A 22,946-nucleotide genomic window follows, 5' to 3' on the forward strand; every position below is an offset into this window, starting at 1 on the left:
CCGGCCATCGGTCACAGGCCGGGGCAGTCGACTCCTCTCCTTGCAACTACCACTGCATGACAGCGACTTCACGTCGCACTGAAAGCGCGAGGCTAAGACTTGTCCCGTAAATGATCTAAGGCATGGCGGGTGACCTGCTCGTTTTCCGTCACCCGGCGATGGTGAGGTTGTGCAGGCGGGCGATTCCGAGCATGGCATGGTGGACGCCGTCGCCTTTCAGGCGACAGTCGCGAAGGATCTTCCAGGTCTTCATGCGGGCGAAGGCATGCTCGACGCGGGCGCGGACCTTGCGGTGGGAGGCGTTGTGTTCCTCTTTCCAGGCCGGGAGTTCGCTCTGGCCTTTCTCTCGGCGGTGCGGGATGACCAGGCCGGTGCCCCGGTAGCCGCCGTCTGCGATCACGGTCGTCTTGCCGACGGCGTCCTTGGCACCGGACAGTTCCCACGCCTTGCAGTCGTTGCGGTTGCCGGGCAGCGGCCGACCCACGGCGACGACGAGGCGGGTGTCGGCGTCGATGACGACCTGGTGGTTGGTCGAGTACCTGTAGTTCTTCGACTGCTCGGCGATCGTGTGGTCGCGGGTGGGCACCAGGGTTCCGTCCACGATCAGTACGGCGTCCTTGCGGAACCGCTTGCGGGGCTGGAGCGCGAGCAAGGGGCCGAGGTGGTCGACGATGCGGTCGGCTGCCGATTTTGACACCCCGAACAACAGGGCGAGCTGGCGCAGCGTGAGGTTGGTACGCCAGTACGCGGCGACCAGCAGCACCCGGTCCTCCAGCGGCAGACTCCATGGCCGGCCCTTGCGGACCGGATCCGCGCTCTCGCGCCGCAACGCGGTGATCAGCTTGCCGAACTGACGCGGACTCAGCCCGCTGAACGGGGTTATCCAGGACGGTTCGGACGCCGTGATCACACCAGCCACGCCAAGATCATCTCACCTGCGACCAGCAGAGATTCACTCTTCCAGGAGCCAGGTGTCCGACCATGGACCTACGATGCCTCGATGCAGCCACACTTCACCGGCACCTCCCTGATCACCGACGATGTTCCGGCTCTTGCCGCCTTCTACGCCGCGGTCCTGGACGCAGAGGCGGAGGGCAGCGATCCCTTTGTCCGGGTGACTGTCGCCGGAGCTGTCCTGTCGTTCTTCTCCACTCAGGGCATGGAGTCGATGGTGCCCGGGTCGATGGCCGCCGCCGCGAGCGGAGGCTTCACTCTCGAGTTCCAGATCACCGACGTCGACGCACACCACGAGCGTCTGCTGGCCCGGGGCGTTGAGATCCTCAAGCCGCCGACAACGCAGCCGTGGGGGCGCCGGTCGGTATGGCTGCGTGACCCGGACGGCAACATCGTCAACCTCTACCAGGAGACGTGACGACCGCTCCTGCACACCTCTTCGGCCATTGCGGGACAGCTTTTAGAGACCCTCAACTGCTGAGGTTGCGGAGGTTGGAGGTCAGGCCCGGTTTTGGCGATGGGTCCATCGATGAGGCGGGGCGGTGCTGCATCCGTTTCAGCCTCGTCTTCACCAGCGTGGTGGGCTGATCGAGGTTGTGTTCGGTGAGGTTGGCCGGCGATCTCTTCAGGCGCGACCGCACTCCCGCTACGGGGCTGAACTCGGGGGAATACGGGGGGCAGCTGGTAGACGGTCAACCATAATCGGGCCGCGATCGGCTTGCACATGAAGCGGCTGACGTGCGTGTTCAAGTTGCCTCACACCAAGACGATGGGTCCGCTCAGCTGCTGGTGCGCGGCGTCCAGCCGGTGGGCATGGTCGGTCTCGGTGAAGCCCTTGCGCCGGCCCTTGGCAGGACCGCGGTAGAGGTGGATGCTCCAGGGCTGGTTCACCTGTAAGGGCGACGGCGCTCCCATCAACGCCTGGTGGCACTGGGCCCCCACAGCGCCTCCCCCTCCCCCTCCCCCTCGACAACGGCATCAAGGCCTGGCTCGGCATCCGCGGCTACACGAAGAGACGTCGGCGACCGCGTTCGCGAACTGACGACCGAGAACACGGGCGCCTCCGCACTCGTCGCCGACCGCGGCCGAGGTCCACAGCGAGCACCCACCCGCTGCCCGGGTGTCCGCGAACGTTTCACCCGTTCGCGAACACCCGGCCGTCGGCTATTCCACTGGTCCACCAGGCGGCAGGCTACTGAGCGCCAAATCGTGGTGTCGGCAGGTGGGACCGGCGCCAGGCGCACCTGGTGCGGTACCGGACGGCAACAGTGCGACCTCAAGGCCGACGTGGCCACCGCCGAGACGTGGCCGATCAGTTCATCCGGTTGAGCTTGCGAACGCTCTTGTCGAAGGTCCGGGTGGGGACAACGCGGCGCAGCACACTGACGCGTGCGGCGATCGAGCCGGCGGGATAGCTCAGCTTCGGCTTCGCGTCGGTCGCCGCCGTGACGACCACCTTGGCGATGACGGCCGGATCGTCGCCGCTCCTCATCTGCTCCTCCACCACCTCGTCGAAGACGGCCCGCTGCCGCTCATATATCGGCAGAGGATTGTCGGCCGGGAGCATGTTCACGTCGAACGGGGTGTTGACGGGACCGGGCTGGACGCGCAGGACCCGAATGCCCTGCTCACGGACCTCGTGGTCCAGCGACTCGGAGTACCCCTCGACCGCGTGCTTGGTCGAGACGTAGACAGCCATGAAGGGGTTGGGGACGAACCCGCCCACGGAGGAGATGTTGATGATGCGCCCGCGTCCCCGGTCGCGCATATGAGGCAGGACGGCCTTGGTCATGCGCATGAGGCCGAACACGTTCACGTCGAAGACCTTCTGCGCCTGGGCGACGGAGATCTCCTCGACGGCGCCGTTGGCGCCGATGCCGGCGTTGTTGACCAGAACGTCGATGCGCCCGAACCGCTCCATCACGTGTTGGACGACGCCACTGACCGAGTCATCGCTCGTCACGTCGAGGGCCAGGTACGTCACACCCCCACGAGAAGTGTTCTCCGGCACCTTCCGGCTGGTCCCGACCACGTCGAACCCCGCCGCGACGAGCGCGTACGCCGTCGCCTCTCCGATACCCGAGGACGCGCCCGTCACGAGCGCCACCGGCCGATCTGCTGTCATGACTGCCTCCTTGATAGACCTTTGACATGGTGATCACGCTGTTAACAGCCGGCCAACCGGCCGGAGACACCGTTCGACTGGCATCCCCTTGCTCGTCCCGGGCTGTGCCCCCGCGCACCAGGGGCGGGAGAGTGGATCCGGATCAGCGACGCCGATCCGTCCGGCGCGGGCGGGGCCCCGGGGCCCCGCCCCGTACGCGGTCAGACCGCCTTGAGCTGCCCGCCGTCGATCAGGTAGTCGGCGCCCGTGATGCTGGCGGTGACGTCGGAAAGGAGGAAGGTGATGAGGGACGCGACCTCCTTCGGCTCGACCAAGCGACCGGTGGTGATACCCAGAGCCCCGGGTGCCTGCTCGATGAAGTCAGGGATGTCCATGCCGAAGACCGCCGCGACCTGCCCGCCGAACTTCTCGGGGCTGTCGTAGATGGAACTGCGCACCAGTCCGGGAGAGACGGTGTTGACGCGTACGCCCTGGGGACCGAACTCTTCGGCCAGGCTCTTGCCGAGTGCGGTGAGCGCCGCCTTGGCCGTGGAGTAGGCGACGGGGCCGAGTGCGGGCAGGTGCGCGACGACCGAGGACACGTTGACGATCGCCCCCTTGCGCTCGACAAGGCTCGGGAGGGCGGACCGGCTGACCCTGACGGTGCTGAGCAGGTTGATGTCGAGGATGGACGCCCACTGCTCGTCGTCGGTGTCGAGGAAGCCCTGGACAGCGAGGTCGTCGCCGCCGCCGACGTTGTTGACCAACAGGTCGATTCCGCCGAATTCGGCGAGCGCCGCGTCAATCAGGGTGCGCGCGCCTGCGGCCGTGCTCAGGTCTGCGCTCACGGTGATGGCGCCGGTCTCCTTGAGCTCGCTCGTGATCGTGCGAGCAGCACCGACGACGCGGACGCCTTCGGCCGTCAGCGCCTGGACGGTGGCCAGTCCGATGCCGCGGCTGGCTCCGGTCACGACAGCGGTCTTGGCAGCCAGGTCGAGCTTCATTGAACTTCCTTTTCTTGAACTCTAGGTACAAAATTTCGGTACGCCTATGGGCGGTCCAGTCGCGTACGGCAGGAGTCAGAGGAGGTCGACAGTTGCGTCGATGACCCTGGAAAGCCGGTCGGACCCCGACTCGACACGGGCCGTGAGCCGCATGCCGTTGACAGTGTTCAGCAACAGGCTGGCCAGGGATTTCGCATCGCGCCCGGGGTCGATCTCCCCGGCCCGCTGCCCCTCTTCGACCAGGGCACGAAAGGCTCCCTCGATACGGTCGAACATGCCCTGCACCTGCGCCGCCACGAGTTCGTCCGTGCGGCCGAACTCGATTGCACTGTTCAGCGCCAGGCAACCGCGGCGATCAGGGTCGGCGAGATCCGTCTGCGCGACGAAGTGCAGCGTCCTGCGCAGCCGCTCTTTCACCGGACCGGGCCCCTCCAGCAGCTCCGCCACGGCCAAGTTCTGCAGGTCCAGATAGCGGCGCAACGCCAGGTCGAACAGCTGTCGCTTGCCCCCGAAAGCGTTGTAGAGACTGCCTTTGCCGATGCCGAGGGTGTCCACGAGGCGCTGCGGCGTGGTGGCACCGTAACCCTCGCGCCAGAAGAGCTGCATCGCCTGCTCGACCGCCGTTTCCGGGTCGAACTGTTTGGGCCTTCCCATACGAAGACTCTAACAGGCTTCTGGACCAAGAAGTCAAAAACTGGCGCCCAGTGAGCCGCCCCACCGGCCAGGAGGCTGAGCGCACTGCACCGCAGGATGCCTGGGTCGAAACGCTCCGGGTGGAGGTTCAGCATCCCCTCGACGAGCTCCACCGGTGTCGACCTCGTGGACGCTGAGGTCCCGCCAATGGGTCAGGGTCAGCGTGGGGAGCAGTTCGGTGACGTCCGGGCCGATGAGATGGCCGGCGAGCAATTCGCCGTACTTGGCGTCGCTGATCAGCTCCACGAGGCCGGTCGCGTCGCCCGGGCCGTGGGCCTGGCGTTCTCGGTGAACGAGCACTTGGCAACCTGAACGTCGAATCTCCGCTCCCACGCCCGCGCCCGGTACAACCGAATCCCGCGACCTGCGAATGACAGAAGGCGACGCGCCGGATCATCGCGCAGTGCAGCTCCATGGTCTCCGCGTCCGCGAGCGTCTCGTCGGCGATCGCGCCCATGGCTTCGTCAGCTGCGTGAATATCGACTTCGCGGTGGCGTTCTCGAGCGCGTAGAGGTGCGGGACTGACGTACGGCAGTGGCCGTCGACGTCGATTGCGCCACGCCCGGTAACCTTGACGACGGTGTTCTCCGGTCCGCAGCCGGTGACGTTCGGCGCGAAGCCGATCGCCTGAAGGAACTTGTCGGCCTCCAGGACCTGCCGGGATCCGCCCTTGCCCGTGACCGTGATACGGACCCGCGGACCGGACTTGCCGATCGGCTCGACGCTGGTGGAGGTGAGCCGTCGATGCCCGGCTTCCGGTACCGCTTGGCCAGTTCAGCCGAGACCTCTGTGTTCTCCAGTGGGGCGACGCGGTCCAGGAACTCGACGATGGTGACCTCCACGCCGAAGCGGTTCAGGCCGTGGGCGAACTCGGCTCCGAAGGCGCCCGCGCCGGCGATCACCATGGAGTGCGGCACCTCCTCCGCGAGGATCTGTTCCTCGAACATCACCACCCAGGGGGTGCGGCGGGTACCGAGCAGCGGCTTGGGAGTCGCTCCGGTGGCGATGACACAGTGGTCGAAGCCGATAGTGCGGGAGTTGCCGTCGAATCCGGCCACCTGAAGGGTACGCGGGTCGGAGAACGTGCAAGCGACTGTTGCCGAACCGGCGGCAGATGCACGCGGAGCAGACCTGGGCGGACCTGACGACGGCCGCTCGCGGACTGTGCGTGGGAAGAGGATTCGCCGACACGTGGGTCAAGACAGTCACCCGGGCGGCGACGGTGAACAGGGGCACGTTCCATCACCATTTCTCGGGCAGGAAGGCAATGTTCGCCGAGCCGCGCACGGAGTTGCTCCAGCAAGTCGCGGCCCTGGGCGACGCCACGGCCGAGGCTGCCGGCAGCACACCGGACACCCCGCCCCCGATGAGGCCGGCGCCTTCGCGCGAGCCGTCCTGCGGGGGAGCGCCGCCGACCCGCTGCACCGTGAACTGACGGCACAGGCGCCTTCGGTTCCGGACGAGCGGTACCGGTACATCAATGGGACGGTCACCCAGCCGCCGATCGAACGGCTGCGCAGCGCCATGGCCCAACGCGGCGGCCTGAAGCCGGACATGCCCGTCGCCACCACCGCCCGGCCGCTGCCGCCGGACTGCGCGAGGGCAGTCACATCATCGCGACGGCGACGCCCAGAAGGACGCCCTGACCAGGACGGGCCACGCACTCACGCTCCTGCTGTCCGGCCTGGCGGTCGACTGCAACTCCGGCTGACGGACGGCCGATTCCCGCCGGACACCGAGGCGTCGACCATAAGCTTCCCTCATGGAACGGAAGAGCTTTCAGGACATGAGCTGCCCGGTCGCGCAGACCCTGGAGCGGGTCGGCGAGTGGTGGAGCATCCTCATCCTGCGCGACGCGACTCACGGCATGACGCGGTTCGACGAGTTCCAGAAGAGCCTGGGCATCGCGCCGAACTCCCTGACCCGCCGGCTCGGCGCGCTCGTCGAGGCCGGCCTGTTGGAGCGACGCCGCTACAGCGAACGCCCTCCGCGGTACGAGTACGTCCTCACCGAAGGCGGGCGGGCGTTCCAGCCGGTCCTCATCGCCCTGTACGCCTACGGCATCAGGCACTTCCCTCCGGAGGCGCCGAGCGTCCGCCTGGTGGACAAGGAATCGGGCATCGACGTCGATCCACTGCTGATCGACCGCTCGACCGGGCGGCCCATCGGCGAGGAGCACACCATGTTCCTTCCGGGACCGTCCGCCGACGAACGGCTCCGGGAGCTGCTCGACCGGAGGAACGCGCAGACCTCGTGAACCGAGGGTTACCTCGATCACGACGACCAGTTACTTGCACGATGATAGTTACCCTCCTACTCTTAGCGCTCGAGCCCGCGAAACGCGTACGACACGTGGGCTACCCGCTCGGGCCACTTGACCGGGCACCGCTCCACCGGCCGCCGTCGAGGCGGTGGCAGTCACACGACGAGGTGTGCCATGAGCGTTTCAACGAGCATCCGAGCCGTCCAGCACCAGCGCACGACGATCACGGCGAGCCGCCGGAGTGATCGGTTTCGATTCGGTCGAACGGAACTGCCCGCCACCACCAGGCAGTTCGCTCACACTGCGGAAGGCGCCGAAAGCACCCGTTCCGGGAACACCGAAGCCCGGGTCCGGCGGGTCCTCGACGATCGCTCCCCCGCGTGGACGCGGAACGGCTCGGACAGCCGTTTACCGGTGCGCCCCTTCCACCCGCGCCGCACCACACGCCGGGTGCCCAGCGGCTCCCGCAACCACACTCGTGGACCTCTCGCCAGCCCGCAGCGAATGGCTCGGACGGCCTGAGCACCGCCACCCGTCGAATCTGACGGATAATCAATTCTCCCATGACAGACGGCCGTTGAACGGCCTCCGCGACACGACCGGCCAGGTGCCGTGGTCCGTCGCGCAGGCGTGACGGACGGACCTGCTCTCTTTCCCTCCGCTTTCCGGTTCACCGGTCGCGGGGCGACCACCCGCGTTTCCCAGACGCCGCAGCCCGGCCCGGTGGGCAGCCCTGCCCATCGGCCGTACCGCACAGCCCCGTTCTTTCGGGGCGCCCACCCGAACAACGCCAATCCTAAGGAATCATCAATGTCGATGAGTGCCGTTGTCATGCGCAAAGGCGGGCTCGAACTGATCGAGACCCCGATCCCCCGGCCCGGCCCGGGAGAGGTCCTCGTCAAGACCCTTTCGAGCGGAATCTGCGGGAGCGACCTGCACGCCCTCACTCACGGCGCCGCACTGGTCGAGGGCTTCCGGGCGGTGACCGGTGCCGACCCGTTCGACCTCGACGGGCAGGTCGTCATGGGGCACGAGTTCTGCGCCGAGGTGGTTGAGAACGGGCCCGGGACGCGCGGCGTGCACACACCCGGAACCCGAGTGGTCTCGGTACCGCTGCTCCTGAGGCCGCCGCAGCCGATTCTGATCGGCTTCGGCGGAGTCGACACCCCCGGTGCGTATGCCGACTACATGGTCCTGTCCGAGGATCTCCTCATCCCGGTCCCGGACAACGTCCCCACCGACACCGCCGCGTTGACCGAACCGCTGGCCGTCGCCCTGCACGCCGTCAACCGCGGCGCCCTGGGATCCGACGACGTGCCCATCGTCATCGGCTGCGGTCCGATCGGACTCGCGGTGATCGCGATCCTCAAGATGCGTGGCATCGGTCCGATCATCGCCGCGGACTTCTCCCCCACGCGGCGGGCGATGGCCACCGCGGTCGGCGCCGACATAGTGGTCGATCCGCGCGAGACATCGCCGTACGACTCCTGGCGTTCGGTCGCCGCCGTCTCGGACCCCGAGCGGTTCGGCCGCCAGACGGTGTCGTTCCCGGACTTCCAGTTCCGCCCGTCGGTCGTGTTCGAGTGCGTGGGTGTCCCGGGGGTCATCCAGCAGATCCTCGGCGGTGCCGCCGCGTGCTCGAAGATCGTCGTCGCCGGCCTGTGCATGGAGCAGGACACCTTCTATCCCACCTACGGCGTCCTGAAGGAGATCGACCTGATCTTCTCCATCTCCTACACGGGCGAGGAGTTCGGACAGGCCCTCGGCCACCTGGCCGCGGGCGAACTGCAGGTCGATTCGCTGATCACCAGCCGTATCGGTCTTGCCGAAGTGCCCGACGCCTTCACCCGGCTGGGCGACCCGGAGCAGGACGCCAAGATCATCGTCACTCCGCACGCCCTCTGAAGCACAGAAACCGCTCACAGCGCCCTTACTGGAGGAACACCATGACCGCCACCCAGACCGCGAGCAAGGTGCCCGTCGTCTCGCTTCCGCAGACCGAGCTGCTCACGCTCAACGTGAACGACATCCCGCTGCTGAAGGACGCGCTCGGCCCCGGCATCAGCTTCCAGCCGCTGTTCCTCGACCCCGAGATGGGTATCTGGGCGATCATCGGCACCTTCGCTCCCGGTGTGGAGCTGCCCATCCATCTGCACACCGGTGGGGTGCACGGATACACCCTCAAGGGCAAGTGGATCTACAAGGAGTACCCCGACCAGCCGCAGACCGCGGGGTCGTACCTCTACGAACCGGCCTCGTCGGTGCACACCTTCGCGGTGCCCGAGACGACCACCGAGGACACGGTCGTGCTGTTCATCATCAACGGCGCGAACGTCGGCTTCACCGAGGACGGCCAGTTCCACTCCGTTCTCGACGCGGTCACCGTCCAGGAGCTGGTCCAGCAGTGCGCGCAGGCCCAGGGCCTCGGCCCCGTCAAGTACCTGACCGGCGGCACGGCGAAGTACACCACCGACTAGCGGAACCCCCTGAGCGCCCCCGAAGCAGAAAGACCGATCGGAGAAACCCCGTGCCCGCCGTATTCGTTCATGGAGTCCCGGACACCCATCATGTCTGGGACGACGTCCGCGCGCACCTGACGCGGACCGATGTCGTCGCACTCGCCCTGCCCGGCTTCGGAAACCCCGTGCCGGAAGGCTTCACGGCCACCAAGGAGGAGTACGTCGACTGGATCATCAGCAGGTTGGAGGAATTCGACGGTCCGGTCGACCTCGTGGGCCATGACTGGGGATACATCCTCACCTCCCGTGTCGCCGCGCTCCGTCCCGACCTGGTGCGAACCTGGGCCGGCGGTGGCGCTTCCATCGCCGGTCAGGTCGAGTGGCACCCCATCGCGAAGACCTGGCAGACCCCCGAGGTCGGCGAGCAGTGGATGGCCGAGTTCACCGCGCCGCAGCTGAGCGCGCTGCTGCAGGCCAACGGCGTGCCGGCGCAACGTGCCGAGGAGAACGCCGGCCGGATGGACGCCGGGATGAAGGACAGCATCCTCCGCCTCTACCGCTCGGCGGTCGACCTGTCGTCGGAGTGGGAGCCCGGTCTGGCGGACATCACCAGCCCCGCCATCGTGTTCTGGGGCTCCGCCGACCAGTTCGACGCGGTGGAGCGCTCCGACTTCGTCGCCAAGAGCGTGCGAGCCACACGCCTCCTGAAGCTGGACAGCGGACACTGGACGCCGCTCCAGCAGCCGCGGGAAATCGCCGACGCGCTGACGCTGCACTGGGAAAGCGTCCCAGCGTAGGCACGCACACGGGGCGAGTGCGCCGGTCCACACGACGGTGACCGGCGCACCGTGCGGGCCCGTCGTCCCCGCGGATCCGTGGACCCCTCGGATCCGCCCACCGTCGTATCGACCGGACAACCCCCCACCGCAGGACGCCCGGTGCTCCGGGCGGCACACATGGGCACGCTCGGCAGCACGCGGGCGGAACAGACCGGCCAAGGAAAGGGAGAGCCATGTCCCGACTCGACAAAGTGACCGTCCTGGGCTCCGGTGTGCTGGGCGGACAGATCGCCTGGCACAGCGCGTTCAAGGGCAAGACCGTCACCGTGTACGACATCTCACCGGACGCCATCGAGCGCTGCCGGGGTGTGCACCACCGGTATGCCGCCGTCTACCGGTCGGAAGTCGGCGCCGACGACGCGGACATCGCCGCCACCCGAAAGCGCCTGACGTACGCCACCGACCTAGCCGCCGCGGTCGCACAGGCGGACCTGGTGATCGAGGCGGTACCGGAGATCCCCGAGGTCAAGACGGCCCTGTACAAGGAGATGGCCGGCCTCCTGCCGCCGGACACCCTCGTCGCGACGAACTCCTCCACCTTCCTCCCCAGGGACTTCGCCCCGGCCACCGGCCGTCCGGAGAAGTTCTGCGCCCTCCACTTCTCCAACAACATCTGGGCGATGAACTTCGTCGAGATCATGGCGCACCCGGATGCGTCGCCGCAGACTCTCACCGAGGTGACGGAGTTCGCCGTGGAGATCGGCATGCTGCCGATCCCCCTGCGCAAGGAACAGAACGGCTACGTCGTCAACACGTGGCTGGTTCCCTTCCTCAACGCCGCGCAGACGCTCGTGACCAACGGCATCGCCACCCCCGAGGACGTGGACCGCACGTTCCTGTACACCGGCGCCAGGTTCGGACCGCTGGGCATGATGGACATGATCGGCATGAAGACGGTGTTCGACGTCCTCTCCCACTGGGGTCAGGAGAGCGGCGATGCCCAGATGATCGCCAACGCCGACTACGTCAAGGAGAACTTCCTCGACCGCGGACGGCTGGGCGTGCAGACCGGCAAGGGCTACTACGACTACCCCGATCCGTCCTACCAGCGTCCCGGCTTCCTCGACGTCCCCGACATCTCCGCCGTACCGGACCTCGTGTCCGTGTTCTCGCCCCGGTGACCGAGTCCTCTCCCGACCTGGCACCGACAACCCACACCTCGAAGGGAACCGACATGAGCGCAGCCGCTGAGGTGGCACGGAGCTTCGACCACGTCGACGTACTGATCGTCGGAGCGGGCATCTCCGGTATCGACCTGGGGTATCACCTGAAGAAGCAGCAGCCGGGCCGGACCTTCGTCATCGTCGACGGCCGTGACGCGATCGGCGGGACCTGGGACCTGTTCCGGTACCCGGGCATCCGGTCGGACGCCGACATGCAGAGCTTCGGTCTCGGGTTCAAGCCGTGGAACAAGGACAACGCCATCGCCGACGCCCACGAGATCCTCGACTACCTGCACGAGGCGGTCACCGAGAACGGTCTCGACCAACACCTGCGGCTGGGCCACAAGGTGCTCCGCGCGGACTTCTCCTCCGACGAGGCACGCTGGACCGTCACGCTCCAGCGCACCAGCGACGGCGAGCAGTTCGATGTCACCTGCGGTGTGCTGTTCTCCGCCGCCGGCTACTACGACTACGCCGGCGGATACACCCCCCGTTTCGAGGGCCGCGAGGACTTCCGCGGCGTGGTCGTCCACCCGCAGCAGTGGCCGGAGGATCTGGACTACACCGGCAAGAAGGTCGTCGTCATCGGCAGCGGCGCCACCGCCGTGACACTCCTGCCGTCGATGGCCGAGAAGGCGAGCCACGTCACGATGCTGCAGCGCTCGCCGTCGTACGTGCTGCCGGTCCCGCGCAAGGACCCAATCGCCAACACCCTGCGCCGGCTCCTGCCGGACGCCACCGCGTACAGGATCAGCCGACGGTTCAACGCCAGGCGCCAGGGCCTGATCCTCGGCTTCAGCCGGCGCTACCCGCAGCAGATGCGCCGTCTGATCCGCAAGGTCAACGCCCGTGCGCTGCCCGAGGGTTACGCGGTCGACACGCACTTCAACCCCCACTACAACCCGTGGGACCAGCGGCTGTGCGTGGTCCCGGACTCGGACATGTTCAAGGCGATCTCCAGTGGCACCGCGTCCGTGGTCACCGATCGCATCGTGCGGTTCACCGAACACGGGATCCTGCTCAAGTCGGGTGCGGAACTGGAAGCCGACGTCATCGTCACGGCCACCGGCCTGAACATGCTGCCCTTCGGCGGGATGGCCCTGCACGTCGAGGGCCGGGCCGTGGAGCTCAACGAACACTTCATCTACAAGTCCATGATGGTCAGCGGCGTGCCCAACTTCGCGTTCGCGCTGGGGTACACCACCAACGCGTGGACCCTCAAGGTCGACCTGGTCGTCGATCACCTGTGCCGGCTGCTCGCCCACATGGACCGCCACGGCTACGCCACCGTCACGCCGGTCGCCGACGACCCGTCGCTCACCGGACATCCGTTCCTCGACATGGACACGGCTTACATCAACCGGGCCATGCACCTGTTCCCGCAACGGGGCTCCCACGGCCCGTGGACGGTGAGCCAGGACTACGCGCTGGACCGTGCCCGGCTGGGCGGCCCGGTCGAGGACCGGGCTCTGCACTTCACCACCGCCGCGGTGGACGCGCAGCCGGCGCCCACGGAAGCAGCAGCATGAGCTCCCCTGCCTTCCTTTCCGTCGGCGGTCGCCGTACCCGCGTCCGGACAGCGGGCGACCCAGCAAACCTGCCTGTGCTGATGCTGCACGGCATCGGCCGCAGTCTTGAGGACTGGGCCCCGCAGTACCCGCGTCTCGTTCGGGGACATCGGCTGATCGCCCTCGACCTTCCGGGCTTCGGGTTCTCCGCCCGTTCCCCCGAGCGCACCACACTGAAGGTCCTGGCACGCGGGGTTGTCGAGACGCTCGACGCCCTCGGCGAGCACCGGCCGCTGTACGTGCTGGGCAACTCTCTCGGCGGCGCGGTCGCACAGCAGTTGCTCGTCCTCGATCCGGCACGGGTGGCCGGTCTGGTGCTGGTCAACAGCGCCGGCTTCGGAGCCGAAGTCGCGCTCCCGCTACGGCTGCTGGCCGTCCCCGGCCTCGGCCGCCTCGCCACGCGCCGCACCACCCGCGGCGGCGCGAGGATGGCCGAACGGCTGCTCTTCGCCGACCCGGGGACGGCCACCAGCGAGCGGATCGAGCACGCCCTGGCCATCGCCCGCCAGCCCGACCCGAGCGCCGTACTGCTGGAGACCGTGCGCGAGCTCGCCACGCCACGCGGCACCAGGCCGGGATGGCGCGCCGAGTTGACCACCGCGGTCGCCCAGCATCCCCGCCCCACCCTGATCGTCTGGGGCGACCGTGATCGTGTCCTGCCCGCCCGCCACTTCGACGCCGCCCGTCGTCTCCTCCCGCACGCCGAGAGCCACCTGTTCACCGGGATCGGTCACATGCCGCAGATCGAATGCCCCGACGAGTTCGCCGCCCGCGTCCTAACGTTTCTCACCGACACGGAACGTGTCCCGGGCGCCCTCCCGCAGAACACCGCGACCACTCCCTGATCGCTGCACGAGTAACGGAGATCGACTCATGTTCGCCAGCCCGTTCCCCGACGTCGACATCCCCGAAGTGAGTGTCTTCGACTTCCTTTTCGCAGACGTCGACCAGGATGTCCTGGATCATGTCGCCCTCATCGACACCGCCGGTGGTGCGCGGACCACTTACGGGGAACTGATCGAGCGGGTGAACGCGTCGGCGGGCTGGCTGGCCGCCCGCGGGATCGGCGCCGGCGACGTGGTGGGACTGCTGGCGCCGAACTCCTCCCTGTTTGCCGTGGCCTTCCACGGCATTCTGCGGGCCGGTGCCACCGCGACCACCATCAACGCGCTGTTCACGGCCCAGGACATCGCCAAGCAGCTCACCGATGCGAAGGCGACGATGCTGATCACCGTGCGCGCCTTGCTGCCGCAGGCGCGGGAGGCCGCGCGGACGGTCGGGATCGCACCGGAGAACCTGGTCGTCCTCGACGGCGACGGAGCCGCCGCCACCGGGCATCCGAACATCGGCGACCTGCTCGCCCCGGGCGCCCCGGCCCCGCGGGTCGACTTCGATCCCGCTACGCACCTGGCGGTGCTGCCCTACAGCTCCGGAACCACCGGCAACCCCAAGGGCGTCATGCTCACCCACCGGAACCTGGTGGCCAACATGGCGCAGATCCAGCTGTTGTTCGCGATGCGGCCCGACGACAACGTCCTCGCGGTGCTGCCGTTCTTCCATATCTACGGCATGACCGTGCTGCTCAACGCCGCGTTGCAGGCGCGCGCGACACTCGTCGTCATGCCCCGGTTCGATCTGACCGCGTTCCTGGAGACCATCCAGGAACACCGGGTCACCTACGGCTACATAGCGCCTCCCGTCGCGGTGGCGCTGGCCAAGCATCCGCTGGTCGGCCAGTACGACATGTCATCGCTGCGCGTCATCCTCTCCGGCGCCGCTCCGTTGGACGCCGAACTCGGAGCCGCGGTGGCCGAGCGGTTGGACGTACGGGTGCTCCAGGGCTACGGCATGAGTGAACTGAGCCCAGTCAGCCACGCAATGCCCGTGGACGGCGGCCAGGAACAATTCGGTGAGGTCGCGCCGCTCGATTCCTGTGGATGGCCCGTCGCCAACACGGTGAACAAGATCGTCGATCCCGCCACCTGCGAGGAGGTCGCCCTTCCCGCGGAAGGGCAGAGCGAGCCGGGCGAGTTGTGGGTCAAGGGGCCCAACGTGATGACCGGCTACCTCCATAACGAGGAGGCGACCTCCACGACGATCGACTCCGACGGGTTCCTACACACCGGCGACCTCGCCCGAGTCGACCACGCCGGCCGGGTCTTCATCGTCGACCGGCTCAAGGAACTGATCAAGTACAAGGGCTACCAGGTTCCGCCCGCCGAACTCGAGGCCCTGCTGCTGACCCACCCGGCCATCATCGACGCAGCGGTCGTCGGGGTCACCGACGACGACGGCGAGGAGATCCCGAAGGCCTTCGTCGTCCGTCGGCCCGACTCCGGTCTCACCGGGGACGAGGTCATGGAGTTCGTCGCGCGCCGGGTCGCCCCCTACAAGAAGGTCCGGCGGGTCGAGTTCATCGACGTCATCCCGAAGTCCCCGTCGGGCAAGATCCTCCGCAAGGACCTCCGGACCCCGACCGCGTGACCCACACGGCCGGGGGGAGCGACGGAGGATCAGGCGTTGCCGCCTCAGGGCAGGAGGGCCTCGCCGAGCATGCGCCAGTACGGCATAGCAGACTCGCCCGGCCGGATCCCGATGACCTGCACCGCGACATGATCGGCGCCGGCCCCGACGTGGCCCTGGAGCTTCTCGACGACGGTGTCCAGGTCGCCCCAGAACACGAGGTCGTCGACGATACGGTCGCTGCCGCCGGCGATCTCCTCCTCGGTGTATCCCAGTCGACGGAACTTCGCGATGTTGTAGGGCGTGTTCAGATAGATGTGCAGATGCTCACGCGCGATCGCCCGCGCCTTGTCCGGGTCGGACTCGAACAGCACCGCGTGCTCGACGCCCAGGAACGTGTCCGGCCCGAGGATCTCGCGTGCCTGGGCGGTGTGCGCCACGTTGACGTGATAGGTCGTCGCGCCGGCGGTGCGCCGGGCGGCCAGTTCGAGCATCTTGGGTCCGTAGGCGGCCATGATGCGGCGCATCGGAGTCTCCGGCAGAGGGTTGGGGCTCTGCAGCGCGTCCATCTCGTCGAGGTAGGCGGTCATGGCGGCCAGGGGCTTGGTCCCCGGCCCCTGGCCGCCGCCGTACCCCAGACCGAGCACATGCCGGTCGGGGTAGGCGTCGGCAAGCAGCAGGCCGGCGCCGTAGGCCCACTGGGCTCCGCGTGACCAGATCTGCGCGATGCCATTGACGACACGCAACCGCTCCGTGCTGGAGAGCAGATACCCGGCGTGTGTGAACGCGTCCCGCCCGAGGAGTTCGGGAATCCACAGCGTCTGCCAGCCCAGCTCCTCCAGTTCCCGGACCGACTCCCGGATCCGCGTCGCCGGCTGGACCTCGAAGTCGAAGGTGTAGATCCCGAACGTCCCGAGATCCAGACCGTCAATGCTGCCCATGAACATCTCCTAGTAATCGACCGCATTTCAACGGACAGACAGGTCTGACTCCTGCTTGCCGCAGACAGACCTGTCTGTTAACTTACACGCCATGAGCACCGCAATCGAGCGCCGCCCGGCCCGGGAACGCATCCTCGACACCGCATGCGAGCTGTTCTACACCGATGGCATCCACGCCGTGGGGGTGGACCGGCTGATCGCCGAGTCTGGAGTCGCCAAGGCCACCCTGTACAAGCAGTTCCCCAGCAAGGACGACGTGGTCGCCGCCTACCTGCGACAGATGGACGACGGCTGGCGGCGCCAGTTGCGCTCGGCGGCGCTCGCCGCCGGGGACGACCCGCGCAAGCAGCTCCTCGGCCTTTTCGTCGCCCTGGAGCAAGCGGCGCGAGCGGGCACGCTGGGCTGCGCGTTCATCAACGCGGTGGCCGAGTACGGGGCCGGCAGCACCGCGCACGCGATCGCCGTCGAACACAAGGCCACGGTCCGCACCTGGGTACGGGACCTGGCCGCCGCAGCTGGCGCCACGGACCCCGACACCCTCGCATTCCAGCTCACGCTCCTCATCGACGGCACGCTGGCGGCGACCCGCGTCGAGCATGCCGAGGCCGCGGCCGAGGCCGCCAAACGGACGGCGCGCGCCCTGCTCGACTGCGCCTGCCCCTAGAACCACTCCCCCCTGTCGGACTTGCGCCGATGGACAGTCGACACAGAACGACCTGTCACCAGACAGATACTTCTGTTCGCTAGACAGACCTTTCTGTCCGATTTAATTCAACTACCGCCCACCCATCGAAGGGACTTACCCCACATGTCCGAGCAGACCCTGCCCACCACCGCACGCGCCTGGTACCTGGACGCACGCCCCACGGGCCGGCCGGAGGCGTCCGGCTTCTCGCTCCGCGAGGTGGATCTCCCCACGCCCGGCCCCGGACAGCTCCTGGTCGCCAACGAGTACCTGTCGGTCGACCCGTACATGCGCGGCCGGATGAGCGACAAGAAGTCCTACATCGAGCCCTACGAGGTGGACGCGCCCATGGACGGCCCCGCAGTCGGCCGCGTCCTGGTCTCCAACGCCGAGGGCTTCACACCCGGCGACTATGTGGTGCACGTCCTCGGCTGGCGTGACTACGCGGTCGTCGACGCGGCGACCGCCCAGAAGGTGGACCCGAATCTGGCACCGCTCACCGCCTACCTGGGCGTGCTCGGCGTCACCGGCATCACCGCGTACATCGGACTGACCCGGTTCGCGAAGGTCAAGGAGGGTGACACGGTCTTCGTCTCCGGTGCCGCGGGAGCGGTCGGCAGCGTGGCCGGCCAGATCGCGAAGCTACAGGGTGCCGGACGGGTGATCGGCAGCGCGGGCTCGGAAGAGAAGGTCAAGCTGCTGGTCGAGGAGTACGGCTTCGACGCCGCGTTCAACTACAAGAACGGGCCGGTCGCCGAGCAGCTGGCACAGGCAGCGCCCGACGGCATCGACGTCTTCTTCGACAACGTCGGGGGCGAGCACCTGGAGGCGGCGATCGGCGCCCTCAAGCTGCACGCGCGGATCGTCCTGTCCGGGATGGTCTCCCAGTACAACGACGAGAAGGTCGTGGGGCCGCGCAACCTGTGGAACCTGTCCGTGACGCGTTCGGACATCCTGTCGTTCATGGTCACCGAGGAGCTGGACCTCCAGCCCGACTTCGTCCGTGACGTCGGCGGCTGGCTCGCCCAGGGCAAGCTCCACTACCGCGAGACCGTGAGGGATGGCCTCGACAACACCCTCGACGCCTTCTTCGCGATGATGCAGGGCGCGAACGTCGGAAAGATGATCGTCAAGCTCTGAGTCGACACCCATCAGGCCGAACCAGGGGCCTGCCGTCCGCATGGCAGGCCCCTGGCGCGTCGACTGGCGGGCCCGGACGAGGGTCCCGGAAGCGGAATACGTCATCACCGCTCGGAGCACTTGGTGGCAGGCACTATGCCCAAATAGAAGTACGATCGTAATTTGGAGTCGTCCTCATCAACGCCGACTCGACCGGCCCTCTCCCGGACACGCCACGTCGGCGCCCTGTGGCCGACTCGGAACACCGACGGCCCGGCCGATCCGCTGAGCACATCCACGCCACTCCGCCAGGAACTTCCCGCGGACCTCACCTCACGTCGACGCTGCCAGGTCCGACCCGGCGACATCGCCCGGATCGCCGTCGCCGGCATCGTCGGCGGCCCCTGCGAGATCCTCGCGGACAACGTCGTCCGGCCAGGCGCGGGCCGCGCTGTCCGGGGGCGTCTCGCGCTCTTTCCGCAGCTTCACCGAGGGCCGACCGCCCAGGAATCCGCGCCGAGCAGGTGGCCGGGACCCGGTGTCGCACACCGCACCGCCATGTCCCGGTACCCACATCCTCTGATCATCCGTCAGGCACATCCGTCAAGGGAACGTCATGCAAGAACAGCTCAAGCAACCGGATAGGCGCGGCAGCGCCGTCTGGGCCGTGGTCATCACCAGCGCGGCCGGATTCATCACCGCACTCGACAACCTGATCGTCACCACCGCCCTCCCCTCCATCCGCAAGGACCTCGGCGGCGGCCTCGAAGACCTCGAATGGACCGTGAGCGCCTACACCCTCACCTTCGCGGTCCTGCTCATGTTCGGCGCGTCCCTCGGCGACCGCTTCGGCCGCCGGAGACTGTTCGCCACCGGACTCGCGATCTTCACCGCCGCCTCGGCCGCGGCCGCGCTCGCCCCCGGGATGGGCGAGCTGATCGCCGCCCGTGCGGCGCAGGGTGTCGGGGCCGCGATCGTGACGCCGCTGACGCTCACCCTGCTGGCGGCGGCCGTGCCCGCCGAACGGCGCGGCGTGGCCTTCGGCGTCTGGGGTGCGGCCAGCGGTATCGCGGTCGCCACCGGACCGCTCATCGGTGGCACGCTCACCGAGCATCTCTCCTGGCAGTGGATCTTCTGGGTCAACGTCCCGCTCGGCCTGGCACTGATACCGCTGGCCCTGCTGCAACTGAACGAGAGCCACGGCCCGCACCCGAGTCTCGACCTCGTCGGCACGGTGCTGGTCAGCGGTGGCCTGTTCGGCATCGTCTACGCCCTGGTGCGGGGCAACACCGACGGCTGGACCAGCGCGCCGGTGCTCGGCGGTTTCATCGCGGGCGCGGCCCTGCTCGTCGGTTTCGTCCTCTACGAGCTGCGCGCCAAGCACCCGATGCTACCGATGCGCCTCTTCCGCCACCGCTCCTTCAGTGCCATCAACGCCGCCAGCCTGCTGATGTTCCTCGGGATGTTCGGAGCGATCTTCCTGCTCAGCCAGTACCTGCAGACGGTCGGCGGCTACTCGCCGATGGAGGCCGGCGTGCGGATGCTGCCCTGGACCGCGATGCCCATGATCGCCGGGCCGCTGGCCGGGGCACTCTCCGACCGTATCGGCGGCGCGCCCGTCGTCACGGTGGGCATGGCCCTGAACGCGGTCGGCCTCGGTCTCTGGGCGCTGGCCGTCGAGCCGCACGTGTCGTACACCTCCCTGCTGCCGGCACTGATCGTCTGCGGAACCGGCATGGGCATGTTCTTCGCCCCCAGCGCGAACCTCGTCATGAGCACGGTCAGCCCCGCTGAGCAGGGCATCGCCTCCGGTGCCAACAACGCGATCCGCGAGGTCGGCGGTGCCATCGGCGTCGCCTCGCTGGCGGCGGTCTTCTCCGCCCAGGGCGGCTACGGGTCCGCCTCACTGTTCGTGGACGGGCTCCGGCCGGCGCTCTGGGTCGGCGCCGGGGCGGTCGCCCTGGCGGCGGCCGTGGCGTTGCTCATGTCCGGGGACCGCAAGGCCGACGGCCCGGCCGCGGACCTCACTGCGGGGAACGCTCCGGCCGGCGCACCGGTCGCGACCTGAGCCCCGCGCAGTGGGGGGGGGGGCGCCCCCATGGGGGGGGGCCCCCCCCCCCCCCCGGGAGCCGGACCCGGGGGGGGCCCGGGGCCGGGGCCCCCACCCCCCCGGGGCCGGGCCCCCCCCCGCCGCCGCGGGGGGGGGCGCGCCGGCGGCGGGCGGGCGGCCCCGGCGGCGCCCCCGGGGGGGGGGGCCGCCCACGCGCTTGGGGCGCCCCCCCCCCCCCCACTGCCGTGTCCCGCTTCCGGGTCCGTCGCCGGGCGCGGACGTCACACCGCGGCGGACGAGGCCCCCGCGGCGAGGAGGGGCCGCAACCGCGCCAGCAGTGCCTGCGGCTGCTCCTCCGGGATGAAGTGACCGCATTCCGGGATCTCGGCACCGGTGACGTCGTCCGCGTACGCGCGCCAGATCTCCAGCGTCGGCAGCCGTGCGGGCAGTCCGTTCGAACCCCACAGCGCCAGTACCGGCATGGTCAAGCGGCGGCCCGCGGCGGCATCCAGGTCGTCGAGGGCGACATCCTGCTCCATGGCGCGGTAGTCGTCGAAACTCGCGCGCAGGGCGCCCGGGCGGGAGAACGCGCGGACGTAGCCGTCGACCGCTTCGGGGGTCAGCCCGTGGCGGTTGCAGGTCCACCGCTCGAAGAAGTACTCGAGATACCCACGGATGTCGGGCCCCACGAGGCGCTCGGGCAGATCGGGCTGCATCTGGAACAGCCAGTGCCAGTACCCGGATGCGAGTGAGGCGTCCAGCCTGCGGAACATCTCCCTGGTGGGCACGATGTCCAGCACGGCCAGCCGTTCCACCTGCCCGGGGCGGTCCAGCGCCCAGCGGTGCCCCACCCGGGCGCCGCGGTCGTGCCCCACGACCGCGGCCTTCGCGAAGCCGAGCGCGTCTACGAGGCCGGCCATGTCGGCGGCCATCCGTCGTTTGTCGTAGCCGGTCGTGGGCTTGTCGCTCAGTCCGTAGCCACGCAGGTCGGGTGCCACGACGGTGTGGTCCGCGGCGAGATCGGCCAGCACCGGCCGCCAGCAGTCCGAGGTCTGCGGCCAACCATGGAGCAGCATGAGCAGAGGGCCGGATCCCGCTCGGAGGTAGTGCAGTCGGACCCCGTCCACCTGTGTCACGCCGGTCGTCACTGTCGACTGTCCCATTGATGTGCCTCCGCGTTACCCGCCAACTGTCACTAACCTCCTTGGGAGGTTAGGTCAATGTGGGCAGAATGGAGGCGTGGTAGCGGATGATGCCAGGTGGATCTGGGACGACGGGAGGGCTTGCCCGGACTTGGTCAACACCCTGCGCAACCGTTGGCGGACCGCGCCGGGAGGGACGCTCCGGCGTCTGGGCGACCTCACCCATGGGCTCCAGAAGACCGGTCCGCTCGCACCGGACGCCCAGGCAGTCGCACAACCGCGGCTCTGGCGTCGGAACGGCGACTGCGCGAGCGGTCGACCGGGCCGTACCCACGGTCTCCGACGGCCGGTTGCCCACACCCAGCGACATCGCGCTGCTCAACTGATCGGCAGCCTCGGCCTTTCGCCCCGCCCGGCAGATCATCCTCTCCGACGGAGGCCTGACGACTGACGGCACCACAATCCTCGCAGCCGACATCACGGCGGCCCTGACCCGCGGTGCCGAGGACTCCCTCGAACTGCTGCTGTCCGCCGATCCGGCGGGTGCGCGTCTGCGGCACGGACACCTGCGCCGGACCGCCCCGGCCCGCTCGACGGGGTTCATGTCACCCGGCGGGCCTCATGCGAAACGCGGGGCCGGGGACGCTCTCGATGTCCTCCGCCGGCACTGAGTGGCCTTGTTCGCAGCGCACCTGCACGTCGACACGCGCACCGCATTCCCGGTGCCGCTCCAGCATGGCGGGCCCTTCCGGGTCGGCGAGATATCGGTCGCCCCACTGTAGGAGCCCCATCACCGCCGGGACCAGATCCATGCCCTTGGGGGTGATCACGTACTTCTGCCGACTCCGGTAGCCGGGCTCCCGGTAGGTCTCGGTGGCCAGGATCCCTTCCTCCACGAGCATCCGGAGTCGGGTCGCGAGGAGATTGCGAGGACAGCCGAGGACGCGTTCGAAGTCCCCGAAGCGGGATGATCCGTACCAGACCTCCCGCAGGATCAGGATCGTCCACTTCTCGCCCACGACCTCAAGGGTCCGAGCGATGGAGCAGTTCGACATGTCCCGGTCGAGACGGGGATCCATTCCGGCACTCTGAAGGGTTTCGGTCCGCGCATCCATACCGGCAACCCTAACCGTCCTGAGTTTACTTTTCCATACTCAGCTAGTAGCGTCGAGACCGCACATCGCAACGAGCCGCCCACGCAACGCGGCCACGAGGACTTCGGCGTCAGTTCCCAGGTCCGGCCGCCACCCGAAAGACAGCGCTCGTCCGCCTCGGGGCACGGACTGCGCATTCGGGGGCGATCAGGCCATCCGGCAGACGGGTCGGCCGTTCCACCGACAACTCGGCGCGTGAACAGAAGCACCGCCCGAACCATCACTCCACTACCAAGAAGACCGCCGAGATGATCACACGGAAGGCTGACTGACATGAAGGCATTCATCGTCGAGAAGTACGGCAAGGACGGCGCGCGCGCCGCAGAGGTGCCCAAGCCCACGATC

Annotated in this window: 21 protein-coding genes and 2 pseudogenes; 13 read left to right on the forward strand and 10 right to left on the reverse strand. The window is 68.3% G+C overall.

Annotated elements, in window-relative coordinates; all coding sequences use genetic code 11:
- Positions 1-148 precede the first annotated feature (148 nt).
- Positions 149-919, reverse strand: a complete 771-nt coding sequence (locus ACIRR9_RS54395; protein ID WP_403769051.1) for a transposase — start codon at positions 917-919, stop codon at positions 149-151.
- 81 nt (positions 920-1,000) lie between these two features.
- Between ACIRR9_RS54395 and ACIRR9_RS54400 the strand changes: the two genes are divergently transcribed.
- The gene (locus ACIRR9_RS54400) at positions 1,001-1,372 is read left to right on the forward strand and encodes a VOC family protein (RefSeq protein WP_403769053.1); all 372 of its coding nucleotides are present in this window, start codon (positions 1,001-1,003) and stop codon (positions 1,370-1,372) included.
- 338 nt (positions 1,373-1,710) lie between these two features.
- Here the strand turns inward: ACIRR9_RS54400 and ACIRR9_RS54405 are convergent, their stop codons facing one another.
- The 5 genes and pseudogenes from ACIRR9_RS54405 to ACIRR9_RS54425 all read right to left on the reverse strand — a co-directional run.
- Positions 1,711-1,845 carry a hypothetical protein gene (locus ACIRR9_RS54405; protein WP_403769056.1) on the reverse strand — a complete coding sequence of 45 codons (135 nt, stop codon included), beginning with the start codon at positions 1,843-1,845 and terminating at the stop codon, positions 1,711-1,713.
- Between the two features lie 421 nt (positions 1,846-2,266).
- A complete protein-coding gene (locus ACIRR9_RS54410; protein ID WP_403769059.1) occupies positions 2,267-3,079 on the reverse strand; it encodes an oxidoreductase in 813 nt (270 codons plus the stop codon).
- A 200-nt stretch (positions 3,080-3,279) separates the two neighbouring features.
- Positions 3,280-4,062, reverse strand: coding sequence for an oxidoreductase (locus tag ACIRR9_RS54415; RefSeq protein ID WP_403769061.1), 783 nt, complete (start codon positions 4,060-4,062; stop codon positions 3,280-3,282).
- Positions 4,063-4,137: 75 nt separating this feature from the next.
- Positions 4,138-4,716: a TetR/AcrR family transcriptional regulator gene (locus tag ACIRR9_RS54420; RefSeq protein WP_403769064.1), complete on the reverse strand. Its 579-nt coding sequence runs from the start codon at positions 4,714-4,716 to the stop codon at positions 4,138-4,140.
- Positions 4,717-4,749: 33 nt separating this feature from the next.
- Positions 4,750-5,840: pseudogene (locus ACIRR9_RS54425) on the reverse strand (FAD-dependent oxidoreductase); the annotation flags it as partial.
- A gap of 29 nt (positions 5,841-5,869) precedes the next feature.
- Between ACIRR9_RS54425 and ACIRR9_RS54430 the strand changes: the two are divergent.
- The 9 genes and pseudogenes from ACIRR9_RS54430 (at position 5,870) to ACIRR9_RS54470 (ending at position 15,531) form a co-directional block, all read left to right on the forward strand.
- Positions 5,870-6,190: a TetR/AcrR family transcriptional regulator gene (locus tag ACIRR9_RS54430; protein WP_403769067.1), complete on the forward strand. Its 321-nt coding sequence runs from the start codon at positions 5,870-5,872 to the stop codon at positions 6,188-6,190.
- Positions 6,191-6,622: 432 nt separating this feature from the next.
- Positions 6,623-6,772: pseudogene (locus ACIRR9_RS54435) on the forward strand (winged helix-turn-helix transcriptional regulator); the annotation flags it as partial.
- A gap of 1,062 nt (positions 6,773-7,834) precedes the next feature.
- Entirely contained in the window at positions 7,835-8,923 is a 1,089-nt protein-coding gene (locus tag ACIRR9_RS54440; RefSeq protein WP_403769070.1) for a zinc-binding dehydrogenase, read from the forward strand.
- A gap of 41 nt (positions 8,924-8,964) precedes the next feature.
- Positions 8,965-9,495 carry a 2,4'-dihydroxyacetophenone dioxygenase family protein gene (locus ACIRR9_RS54445; RefSeq protein ID WP_403769072.1) on the forward strand — a complete coding sequence of 177 codons (531 nt, stop codon included), beginning with the start codon at positions 8,965-8,967 and terminating at the stop codon, positions 9,493-9,495.
- Positions 9,496-9,545: 50 nt separating this feature from the next.
- A complete protein-coding gene (locus ACIRR9_RS54450; RefSeq protein ID WP_403769075.1) occupies positions 9,546-10,274 on the forward strand; it encodes an alpha/beta fold hydrolase in 729 nt (242 codons plus the stop codon).
- Between the two features lie 215 nt (positions 10,275-10,489).
- Positions 10,490-11,437: a 3-hydroxyacyl-CoA dehydrogenase gene (locus tag ACIRR9_RS54455; RefSeq protein ID WP_403769077.1), complete on the forward strand. Its 948-nt coding sequence runs from the start codon at positions 10,490-10,492 to the stop codon at positions 11,435-11,437.
- Positions 11,438-11,490: 53 nt separating this feature from the next.
- Complete coding sequence (locus ACIRR9_RS54460) at positions 11,491-13,008, forward strand: flavin-containing monooxygenase (protein ID WP_403769080.1); 1,518 nt, start codon at positions 11,491-11,493, stop codon at positions 13,006-13,008.
- Entirely contained in the window at positions 13,005-13,892 is an 888-nt protein-coding gene (locus ACIRR9_RS54465; protein WP_403769083.1) for an alpha/beta fold hydrolase, read from the forward strand. Before ACIRR9_RS54460 ends, ACIRR9_RS54465 begins: the two co-directional genes overlap by 4 nt.
- A gap of 28 nt (positions 13,893-13,920) precedes the next feature.
- On the forward strand, positions 13,921-15,531 hold the full coding sequence (locus tag ACIRR9_RS54470) for a 4-coumarate--CoA ligase family protein (protein WP_403769086.1): 1,611 nt from the start codon (positions 13,921-13,923) through the stop codon (positions 15,529-15,531).
- A 44-nt stretch (positions 15,532-15,575) separates the two neighbouring features.
- Here the strand turns inward: ACIRR9_RS54470 and ACIRR9_RS54475 are convergent, their stop codons facing one another.
- Positions 15,576-16,451, reverse strand: coding sequence for a TIGR03620 family F420-dependent LLM class oxidoreductase (locus ACIRR9_RS54475; RefSeq protein WP_403769088.1), 876 nt, complete (start codon positions 16,449-16,451; stop codon positions 15,576-15,578).
- A gap of 91 nt (positions 16,452-16,542) precedes the next feature.
- Here ACIRR9_RS54475 and ACIRR9_RS54480 point away from each other — a divergent pair, with 91 nt between their 5' ends.
- Together ACIRR9_RS54480 and ACIRR9_RS54485 are read left to right on the forward strand one after the other, a co-directional pair.
- The gene (locus ACIRR9_RS54480; protein WP_403769091.1) at positions 16,543-17,115 is read left to right on the forward strand and encodes a TetR/AcrR family transcriptional regulator; all 573 of its coding nucleotides are present in this window, start codon (positions 16,543-16,545) and stop codon (positions 17,113-17,115) included.
- Between the two features lie 144 nt (positions 17,116-17,259).
- Positions 17,260-18,276, forward strand: coding sequence for an NADP-dependent oxidoreductase (locus ACIRR9_RS54485; RefSeq protein ID WP_403769093.1), 1,017 nt, complete (start codon positions 17,260-17,262; stop codon positions 18,274-18,276).
- 312 nt (positions 18,277-18,588) lie between these two features.
- Here the strand turns inward: ACIRR9_RS54485 and ACIRR9_RS54490 are convergent, their stop codons facing one another.
- On the reverse strand, positions 18,589-18,744 hold the full coding sequence (locus ACIRR9_RS54490; RefSeq protein ID WP_403769095.1) for a hypothetical protein: 156 nt from the start codon (positions 18,742-18,744) through the stop codon (positions 18,589-18,591).
- A 127-nt stretch (positions 18,745-18,871) separates the two neighbouring features.
- On the opposite strand from ACIRR9_RS54490, the gene ACIRR9_RS54495 reads away from it, so the two are divergent.
- Positions 18,872-20,323: a DHA2 family efflux MFS transporter permease subunit gene (locus ACIRR9_RS54495; protein WP_403769097.1), complete on the forward strand. Its 1,452-nt coding sequence runs from the start codon at positions 18,872-18,874 to the stop codon at positions 20,321-20,323.
- A gap of 263 nt (positions 20,324-20,586) precedes the next feature.
- Here ACIRR9_RS54495 and ACIRR9_RS54500 read toward each other — a convergent pair whose 3' ends face one another.
- Both ACIRR9_RS54500 and ACIRR9_RS54505 read right to left on the reverse strand, forming a co-directional pair.
- Positions 20,587-21,468 (reverse strand): alpha/beta fold hydrolase, encoded by an 882-nt coding sequence (locus ACIRR9_RS54500; protein WP_403769100.1) that lies wholly within the window; start codon positions 21,466-21,468, stop codon positions 20,587-20,589.
- 584 nt (positions 21,469-22,052) lie between these two features.
- Entirely contained in the window at positions 22,053-22,526 is a 474-nt protein-coding gene (locus ACIRR9_RS54505) for a winged helix-turn-helix transcriptional regulator (protein ID WP_403769103.1), read from the reverse strand.
- Between the last annotated feature and the right edge of the window lie 420 nt (positions 22,527-22,946).

This window comes from Streptomyces sp. NPDC101234 (assembly GCF_044767525.1).
Taxonomy (GTDB): Bacteria; Actinomycetota; Actinomycetes; order Streptomycetales; family Streptomycetaceae; genus Streptomyces; species Streptomyces sasae.